We start from the raw sequence: 9356 nt of genomic DNA on the forward strand, positions 1-9356 counted from the left end.
TTCCGGACACTCGCCACGAGGATGAAGCGGGGAGGGCGTGAGCCCCGGGCCGCGTCACGTCAGGAAGCAAGGGCGTTCTTCCGGGACGCGGGGCAGGGCGGAAGCTTGTCGCGCGGGAGGGCTTCGGCGACGCTCCCGCGTCTCCTTCCCCCCAGAGGCTCCATGAACGCACTGCGAACCCCCAGCGTCCTCGCCGCGTTGCTGCTGCTGTCCCCTGGCTGCACCACGTCACGCCCACCGGTCCAGGCGGAGTCCGCGGCCAGCCAGGCCGCGACGCCCGCGCTCAGCCCCGCGCAGGTGGCGCTGCGCACCTTCGTGGACGCGCACTTCGAGGAGCACTTCCGCCGCTCGCCCATGTCCGCCACGTCCGCGGGCGTGCACACGTATGACGGGGAGCTGCGCGGCTTCCGGCCCGAGGAGCGGGCGTCACAGCTGGCGTACCTGAAGGACCGGCTCGCGGCGCTGCCCGGGGCGGTGGACCGGGCCGCGCTGCCTCCCGGGGACCGGGCCGACTACGACATCCTGGAGAACCACTTCCGGGCGCGCATCCTGGACCTGGAGATGGTGCGCTCGTGGGAGCGCAACCCGAACGCCTACCTGGGCTTCGCGTCCAACGCCGTGTTCCAGCTCATCAACCGCGACTTCGCGCCGCTGGAGGAGCGGATGCGCTCGGCGGTGAAGCGCATGGCGGTGGTGCCGGAGGTCTTCGCGGTGGCGCCGGCGAACCTCCAGAACCCGCCGAAGCTGTGGACGGAGATCGCCCTGGAGCAGGTGAAGGGCACGCGCTCGCTCTATGCGCAGACGCTGCCGCAGGCCTTCGCGCCGGTGCAGGACGCCGCGCTCCAGGAGGCCTTCAAGAAGGAGCAGTCGCGCTGCCTGGAGGCCATCGACGGGTACATCCGCTTCCTGAAGGACGACCTGCTGCCCCGCTCGAACGGGGACTTCGCCATTGGCGAGCAGACGTACCGCCAGAAGCTCCAGTACGAGGAGGGCGTCACCGAGAGCATCGACTCGCTGCTGGCCTGGGGGCGCGCGGAGATGAAGCGCACGCAGGACCAGTTCCGCGAGGTGGCGGGACGGATTGCTCCGGGCAAGGCGCCCATGGACGTGTACCGCGAGCTGGGGAAGGAGCACCCGGCGGGAGCGGAGCTGGTGTCCACCACGACGGCGACGCTGGAGGACATCCGCCAGTTCCTCATCGACCACCGCATCATCACCGTGCCCAGCGAGGTGCGCGCGAAGGTGGCGGAGACGCCGGTGTTCAGCCGCGCGCTGTCCTTCGCGAGCATGAGCACGCCCGGCCCGTTCGAGACGAAGGCGACGGAGGCGTACTACTACGTGACGCCGCCGGACCCGGCGTGGAACGCGGAGCAGACGACGCAGCACATGAGCTTCTACAACCGCTACGCGCTGCCCATCGTCTCCATCCACGAGGCGTACCCGGGGCACTACGTGCAGTTCCTGTGGACCAATCGCATCCAGTCGAAGGTGCGCCGGCTGCTGGGGTCAGGCTCCTTCAGCGAAGGCTGGGGCCTCTACACGGAGCAGATGATGCTGGACGAGGGCTACGGCGGCACGGGGCCCCAGGCGGACCGGTTGCGGCTGAACCAGCTGGCGCTCTACCTCCAGCGGCTGGCGCGCTACGTGGCGGGTCTGTCCTTGCACACGCGCGGGATGACGTACGACCAGGCCGTGAGCCTCTTCGAGAAGGAGGCGTACATGACGCGCATCAACGCGGAGCGCGAGGCGCGCCGTGGCACGTCCGACCCGACCTACCTGGTGTACGCGCTGGGCAAGAAGATGCTGATGGAACTGCGCGAGGACGCGAAGGTGAAGTGGGGCAAGGACTTCAGCCTCCAGCGCTTCCACGACGCGGTCGTCTCCCACGGCTACCCGCCCGTGCCCATCGTCCGCCAGCTGCTGCTCGGCGAGGACGCGGCGCCCTCCGCGTCACGCTAGGGGTGGACGCCGTCCCTCGGGAGCGGCAGGGCTTCGGAGCGCCGCTCGTCAATGCCATCCGGGTCACGCGACGTTCGGATCGTCAGGCCAGGTCGTGATGCCACGCCCGTGCGGCCCCGGTCCTGGAACTTCCTCTACTCAACGCGCCGCTCGCGCGGGTGTCCACCATCCCACGCGGCTGCCGCGCGCATCGAAGCGGGCATCGCGCCGCACCGCCCGCTGGGTTTGTCTCGTGCGCGATGACAACAAGGAACACTCTCCTGGAGAAGGCCTCGGCCAAGACGTGGGATGGGCTTTCGCGCATGGCGTTCGCGGCCGACTGGAACCCCGAGACCGCCATTGACTGGAGCCGTCCCATTGAACGAAGCGCCATCAAGGACGGGTGGATCCAGATCCTCCAGTACTTCTACGAGGGCGAGTGGCAGGGGCTTGAGATCATCCAGCGCCTGATGAACAAGGCCGCGCACCTGTTCGACACGAGCGAGATGGTCACCTACTACTCCACCCAGTGCTACGACGAGTCCAAGCACCTGTTCGTCTTTCGGACCTACTTGAACAAGCTCGACTCGCCTCCGGCGAAGCAGCGGGCTTTTGATCCGCTGGTGTTCCTGGCGACGACGGGCCCCCTTCCGGTGGAGCGGTGGCTGTTGGCGACCTACTTCACGGAGTCCCTGGCGGCGACCCTCTTCCAGCGGTCGCTGGAACTGGACGCAGTGGACCCGACAGGAAAGGAGATGATCCGCCTGATGTTGAAGGACGAGTCGCGGCACATCGCCGGCACCCGGCTGGGCGTGCAGACGCTGATGGCCCATGCGGGCCCCTTCAAGACGGCGCTGCTCAAGCTCTGGTGGAAGCTCTTCGTGCGTCTGGCGGTGGGGGAGGTGCGCAGGCTGAAACGCCATGGCGAGCAGATCGGCATGGAGCCCGAGTCCATCCTCGAGAAGACCTTCCGGAGGATGGCGGGGATGGAGGAGTTCGACGGCAAGTTCCTGAGTGATGACTTCACCCGGGGGTTCCTGCGCGACCGGGTCGCGTAGTGGCAGGAACCGCGGGCCGGTTCGCGCCTAGACGCGGAAGCCGCTGACGACGCCCTGGATGCCCTGGAAGGCGACCTCCAGCCGCTGGATGGCGGACTCCACGTCCGCGTTGGCCTGGACGCTGTCCTTCATCATCCGGGAGAAGTCCGTCACCACCGCGGTCATCTGCACGATGCCCGCGTTCTGCTGGGTGAAGGAGCTGACGATGTCCTGGGCGGCGCTGCTGCTGTCCCGCACGGCCACCGTCAGCTCCTGGAGGCTCTGCCCGGAGGAGAGCGCCTCGCTGATGCCCTCCGCCATCTTCTGGTGGGTGCTCTCCACGGAGGCGGTGACGGCGCCCACCGAGGTGCTCATCTCCGACAGCAGGCCGCTGATGCTCTGCGCGCCGCGCTGGGACTGCTGGGACAGCGACCGCATCTCCCGGGCCACCACCGCGAAGCTGCGCCCGTGTTCACCCGAGCGCGCCGCTTCGATGGCCGCGTTGATGGCCAGCACGTTGGATTGATCCGACAGGCCCTTCACCGTCTGCAGGATGGCGGACGCCTTGCGCGAGCCCTCCGTGAGCCGCGCGATGGCCGGCATCAGCTCGCCCACCTGGGCGCGCAGGTGCTCCAGCGCCTCGCCGCTCTGCCGCAGGCGCGCCTGGCCCGTCAGGCTGGTCTCCTCCGCGCGCTTCGCGACCTGCAGCACCGTGTGGGCCTGCCGCGAGGCCTCCAGCGACCGCTCCTGGATGTCCCGCATGGCCACGCTCGCCTCCTCGATGCTCGACGCCTGGAGCGCCAGCTGCTGGGACTGCTCGCGGCTGATGTACGTCAGCCCCTCGACGCTGCCCGCCAGCTCCCTCAATGACTCCTGGAGGGTGACGGGAATGGTGCGCAGGCGCTGCACCAGGTGGTTGATGCTCTGTGCCAGGAGGCCAATCTCATCCTCGGACTGGATGTGGATGACCTGGGTGAGGTCGCCCTCGGTGGCGATGCGCGAGGCGACCTGCGTGAGGCGCATGAGGGGCTGGGCCACCTGCGCCACCAGCCACACCGACAGCGACGCGAGCACGCCCAGCAGGATGAGCCCCAGCATGACCAGGCGCCGCTGGGAGCCATCGTGCTCCTCCAGCGTGAGGGCGAAGGAGGCCCCCATCTCCCGCTGATCCTCCTCGGTGGCGCGCGTCAGCGCGTCCCGCACCCGGTTGTAGCGCGCGGCCATCTCCGGGAGCCGGGCGGCGGCCTGGGCGTCCTTGTTGATCATCCGCTCGCTCGTGTCGCGGGCGAATGCCACGTAGTCGCGCAGCTGCGCCTCCAGCGCGTCCAGGCGCCCCGGGGCGATGGCGGGGTTGGAGCGCCCCTCGGCCAGCCGCTGGAGGAAGCGCTTCGCGATGGCGTCCGACTCGGCCAGCTGCTCCAGGTCCTCCGCCGCCACCGCGTCCTGGAGGCCCCGCTGCAGCTGTTGCAGGAGCACGTCCAGGTCCCGGCTGAGGAGCACCGCGGGGACATAGCCCTTCTCGATGCGCTCCAGGTGCCCCCGGGTGCTGCGCCCGAGCAGCTCCGAGAGGCCGATGATGGCCACCAGGAAGACGGCCGCGAGGACGGGGAGCAGCAGGACCTTGTGCTGGAATCGCATGGCGCCGGGCTCGCTCTTTCAGTCCAGGATGGTGAGGACCTTCACCCCGGGGGTGGGGGTGCCCGCGGGCACATAGCCCACGGCGCCAGGGTTGGCGCGCACGAAGGCGAGGACCTCGTTCTCCGACGGCATCTCGGGGGGCGGCACGTCGCGGCCGGAGAAGATGCGCTGCTGCCAGAAGGCCCGGACGGCGGGCAGCGAGCGCTTCATCACCTCGTCGCAGAAGGCGGCGCGCACGGGCGAGCTGTCGTTCAGGTCCACCGGCATCGCCGTGGCGCCCGAATCCCACTGGGTGCTCTTCTTGAAGAAGAGCTGCGAGAGCCGCGCGCGGCTCAGCTCCGTCACCGGGTTGGAGGGATGGACCACGACCTTGTAGGTCGCCGACGGTGAGCCCCGCGCCGGTCCGGCGAAGAGCCCGAGGAACCCACACAACAGGAGCAGGGAAAGCGTTCTCATGGCGTCTCCAGAAGGGGGGCGGGCCTAGAAGCTGAACTGCGTGCCCAGGGACAGGAGCCGCGTGTGGGGCTCCGGGTGGAGGAGGGCCGCCAGGTCGTCGGTGGGCTCGGGCATGGCGAAGCGGTTGCCAATGACGTTGTGGAACGACACCTTGAAGACGAGGCGGGGGTCGAACCAGTAGTTCAGCCCCACGGCGACCTCGCGGTGGCGCAGGTACGTGACCAGGTCATTGGACACGGCGGTGGGCGCCCAGGTGCGCGAGCCCTCCACGCGTCCGGCCACCTGCCAGTGCGGGGTGACGAAGTACGCCGCCTCCACGTAGCCCGTGCGCGCCTTGGCCTGCTCGGAGAAGAGGTTGAAGAACTCGGCCCGCAGCCACAGCGACTCTCCCAGGTACTCGGCGCCCACGCCCACCACCCCCAGCACGTCGTGCTCGCCTTCGGCCGTCTTCATCGGCTTCCGGGACACGAACCCGGACGTGGTGAAGCGCAGCCCTTCCAGCGGCGCCCACAGCGCCAGCCGCCCGCCAGCCATCTGCGACTCGATGACGCACAGCCCGCCCTGCGTGTCGTCACAGTCCTCGGAGAGGGGCTCCTTCAGGTCCAGGAAGCCGCCGTAGGCGTCGTACTCCACCATCCACTCTCCCGGCAGGTTGATGCGGCCGGTGAGCCCCAGGCCGTCGTAGTTCTCCACGCCAATCGACGTGGGGCCGTACGTCCCCTGCGGCAGCGCGTTGAAGGGCCGCAGCGTGCCCACGTCGTAGATCTCCGAGTAGAGCGCCAGGGGGAGCTGGTTGCGGCCCACGCGCAGGCGGAACTTGTCGGAGAAGGCGTACTCCGCGAAGGCATAGTCCACCTCCAGCTCCAGCTCCTGGCCGGGCGCCTTCTCGAAGGAGACCTGCGTGTTGACGACGAGGCGCTCCGTGGGGAGCGCCCGGAACAGCAGCGTGCTGCCCACGTCATGCAGGCCGAACTCGTCGTTGCCGCCCAGGTAGACGTTCTCCCAGGTCCTGCCGGTGCTCAGGTGCCCATAGCCGTGGATGAAGAACTTCCCATCCGCCAGGGGCATGCCGGACGCGGTGCCGGATAACAGGAGGACTCCCAGACACAGGGAAAGCCATCGCAGATGAAACATGGAAGTGCCTTTCAACTACGTCCGGGGGGGCCGCCGCCGCCCACTCGACCGGGGTTGCCTGTCCGAGTGGATTTCAGCTGTATAAGAAAATTGAACCTCCTTGTCCAGGGGGAGGGGAGGGGTGATCCGCATGCGCGCCCCCAGTCCTGGAATCGCCGCAGTTGCTTGGAGATTGAAACAGATGTCTGTCTATTCCGTTTATCGGCTTGGGCCGTGAAACATGGCGCCGGCCAGGCGCGGAGGCCTGCCTCGCGTCGAGCGCGGTCCAGAGGCGAATGAATTGCGCTCGTGGGTCCTCTCTGGGAAGTTGCCGGACCCACTCGGAGCGTGAACATGAGATCCCCCCCCTTCGCAGCCGTGGCCGCCCTCTGGGGGGCCCTCGTTCTGGGCAGCCTCGCGCACGCGTCCGAGCAAGGCCCGGCGCCCCGTGCCGCCGATGGGTTCGTCGGCTGCCAGGACGCGAAGGTGGACCCCGCCCTCGCGGGTTCCCTGTGCGCTCGCTTCAGCGCGCCGTTGGACTACGCGGCTCCGGACCGGGAGCGGATCGAGCTCTTCGTGCGCAAGTTCCCCGCTCCGGGCAAATCGGCCGGGCAGGTCTGGCTGGTGGCGGGTGGGCCCGGCGAGTCAGGGGCTTCGTTCTACCCGCTGCTGAAGACCCTGCGCGCCGCCTTCCCGGGATTGGATCTGCTGGTGCCGGATCATCGCGGGACGGGTTTCTCCAGCCGGCTCTGCCAGAAGGAGGAGTCCGCCGGCAGTGAGGGGGGCGCCGCGCTCCAGGGCGCCGAGTGGGCGACCTGCTTCGAGGCGCTGGAGTCCGACTCCCAGCGCACTCGCGCCTTCACCATCACCCACTCCGCCCGCGACTTGAGCGCGCTGATGGAGCGCTACTCCGCCGGGCGGAAGACGTGGCTCTACGGGGTCTCCTACGGCACGCAGCTGGTGTTGCGCATGATGACGGTGGCCCCGCCGAAGCGCCTGGATGGAATCGTGCTCGACTCCCTCGTTCCTCCGGAGATGACGGAGCAATGGGACCTCAGTCATCGCTCGGCCGTCGTCGACGAGGTGGGCCGCGCGGTGCTCGCGCAGTGCGACGCGGACCCGGGCTGCCATGCGCGGCTCGGGGACTCGGCGGTCGCCGCCATGCAGGGGCTCGTCGACGATCCCAAGGTGTCCGCGGCCGTCCCCGGGGGGCGTCCGAAGCTCTTCTTCGGAGCCCTGCTGGACAGCCCGGCGCTGCGGGCGCGGATTCCCCTCGTCCTCGCGGGCCTCAAGGGCGGAGACCTCGAGCCGTTGCGGAAGGTGGAGCAGGACCTGGAGGCCCTGGGCGCCCCGTTCGAGCGTTTCCCGCAGGCCTCGCTCTCCATCCCGCTCGTCGCCGTGATCAGCGCCTCCGAGAACAACGCCCGGCCCGGGCTCACCCAGGCCCAGGTGGAGGCAGAAGCCACCGGGTTCCTGTTCGTCAGCAGCCTGCCGGGTCAGCTCGTCGGCCGGACGTCACTGGCCTATCCGCGCGACGAGTGGTTCGGCAAGTCTCCCGCCGCGCTTCCGCCGATGCTGGTGCTCCAGGGGGACATGGACCCGAAGACGCCCCTGGCTGGCGCCCAGGCCCATCTGCGCCTCCTGCCCGAAGCCGCTGGCGTCACCCTGTTCACCGTCAAGGGAGGGCCGCACTTCCTGCTCTTCACGGCGCCGGAGTGCTTCAAGACCGCGGTGAGCACCTTCGTCCAGAAGCGGCGGGCTCCGCGTGCGGCTTGTTCGCTTTGACCTGACGTCTACGGAGCGGGGATGAACTTGAACTCCGCGATGACGATCTCCGCTTCCTGACCGTTCTTGGGCGCGCGTCCCTGGAAGAGCCAGAAGTTCATGTGGACGGGCAGGGGGTTCTGGGGAATGCGCTGGACAGAGTCCGGCGGGTTGAAGAGCCAGCTGGCCATCTGGTTGACGTTGCCATCCTGGTGGCCATGCAACGCCTGGAAGTAGACCTGCGTCGACGACCACTGGAAGCGGTAGGTGGAGTAGGTCCCCCCGAGGCTGATGGGGTAGGCCTGATGGGAGTAGGGGACACCCGTCACCGCGGGGTAGACGGCCCAGTTGCCCATCTGCGGCTGACTGCCGCCCCACTTCGCGAACTCGATATCGATTTCATTCGTGCCGTCCGGGCCCACGTCGGGACGCGTGTAGTTGAACAAGCCCAGGACCACGTTGTCGTCGAAGAGGTCCGGCCGGCCAATCACCTTGAACTGGTAGGTGCCGTACCCCAGCCGCTGCTGCGGCATGTAGACCTCCGCCGTCGTCCAGCGTCCGTCACGCCAGGCAATCTTCAGGTGAAGGTAGCCGTTCGTATCGACCCAGGCATTGCGGTCATCCCAGGCATTGGGGCCCGGGCCGCCCTGCCCGCTGCGCACCTCCCATTGATAGCCCGAGAAGGAGACGCTCTTCGCCTCCGCGAGCGGAGTGAAGGCAATGCTGGAGACAAGAGCAATACCGAAGACCTGTGAGCCGCGCATGGATGACCCCACCTTCGAGAGTGATTCAAGGACCGGTTCGGCTCACCCCCAATCGACGCTGAACAGCTTTGCGATGATGGACATCGGAATGAGCAGCGCCATCATGTAGAAGTGGAGCCTCACAAAGAAGATGCGCTTCCCTTTTTCGCTCCAGGGCGAGTGTGCTTCGTTCAAAGAGTCCTCAACACGGCCCCTATCTCGCAGACGCGTCAGTGTTGTGGTGGGTCCGGAGCGCTGCCTGGAGAGCACCTCCGTCGGCAGTACACACGGAAAAGAATAGCGCATCGGATTGAGAGTAAAGGCAAGGGGGGTGGGCTGCTGTCGGCTACCCGAAGAATCGTGCGCCCCGCGTGCTCATGCACGCCCTTGCCCCACTCCACACGGGCCGCATCAGCTCAGGCCCAATCCCAGAGAGGCCTACGGCTTCTTCACAGCCATCCAACGAAACGCGCGTGCATTCGCGTCCAGGGCCGGAAAGGCGGCGGGATTCGAACCTGCCGCCTCCAGCGCGGGTCTGCTGTAGCTTGCTCTCATAGGCCCTGATCCCTACAAGCAGGCAGGGGGCTCCACGGAGGCCCGTGGAGCCCCCTGCCTGCTTGTAGCTGGCTCTTATACACATCTGACGCTGCCCACGATAAGGCTCGGT

The 9356-nt window shown here is 68.1% G+C and carries 7 protein-coding genes; 3 read left to right on the forward strand and 4 right to left on the reverse strand.

The features are described from left to right. Positions 1 to 162: 162 nt before the first annotated feature. Both D7W79_RS11745 and D7W79_RS11750 read left to right on the forward strand, forming a co-directional pair. Positions 163 to 1959 (forward strand): DUF885 domain-containing protein, encoded by a 1797-nt coding sequence (locus D7W79_RS11745; RefSeq protein WP_120525457.1) that lies wholly within the window; start codon positions 163 to 165, stop codon positions 1957 to 1959. A 302-nt stretch (positions 1960 to 2261) separates the two neighbouring features. Next, positions 2262 to 2996, forward strand: coding sequence for a ferritin-like domain-containing protein (locus D7W79_RS11750; RefSeq protein WP_158616943.1), 735 nt, complete (start codon positions 2262 to 2264; stop codon positions 2994 to 2996). Between the two features lie 27 nt (positions 2997 to 3023). On the opposite strand, the gene D7W79_RS11755 is transcribed toward D7W79_RS11750, so the two are convergent. Genes D7W79_RS11755 through D7W79_RS11765 form a run of 3 tightly spaced genes read right to left on the reverse strand, consistent with a single transcriptional unit; the run spans position 3024 to position 6137 of the window. After that, positions 3024 to 4613, reverse strand: coding sequence for a methyl-accepting chemotaxis protein (locus D7W79_RS11755; protein ID WP_120525459.1), 1590 nt, complete (start codon positions 4611 to 4613; stop codon positions 3024 to 3026). A gap of 18 nt (positions 4614 to 4631) precedes the next feature. Then, the gene (locus D7W79_RS11760) at positions 4632 to 5069 is read right to left on the reverse strand and encodes a type 2 periplasmic-binding domain-containing protein (protein WP_120525460.1); all 438 of its coding nucleotides are present in this window, start codon (positions 5067 to 5069) and stop codon (positions 4632 to 4634) included. Between the two features lie 24 nt (positions 5070 to 5093). Then, entirely contained in the window at positions 5094 to 6137 is a 1044-nt protein-coding gene (locus tag D7W79_RS11765) for a porin family protein (RefSeq protein WP_120525461.1), read from the reverse strand. Between the two features lie 399 nt (positions 6138 to 6536). Here D7W79_RS11765 and D7W79_RS11770 point away from each other — a divergent pair, with 399 nt between their 5' ends. Next, the gene (locus tag D7W79_RS11770; RefSeq protein ID WP_147441888.1) at positions 6537 to 7967 is read left to right on the forward strand and encodes an alpha/beta hydrolase; all 1431 of its coding nucleotides are present in this window, start codon (positions 6537 to 6539) and stop codon (positions 7965 to 7967) included. Between the two features lie 8 nt (positions 7968 to 7975). Here D7W79_RS11770 and D7W79_RS11775 read toward each other — a convergent pair whose 3' ends face one another. Further along, positions 7976 to 8710, reverse strand: a complete 735-nt coding sequence (locus D7W79_RS11775) for a glycoside hydrolase family 16 protein (RefSeq protein WP_120525463.1) — start codon at positions 8708 to 8710, stop codon at positions 7976 to 7978. Positions 8711 to 9356: the final 646 nt, after the last annotated feature.

This window comes from Corallococcus exercitus (genome assembly GCF_003611585.1).
In the GTDB taxonomy this organism is placed as follows: domain Bacteria; phylum Myxococcota; class Myxococcia; order Myxococcales; family Myxococcaceae; genus Corallococcus; species Corallococcus exercitus.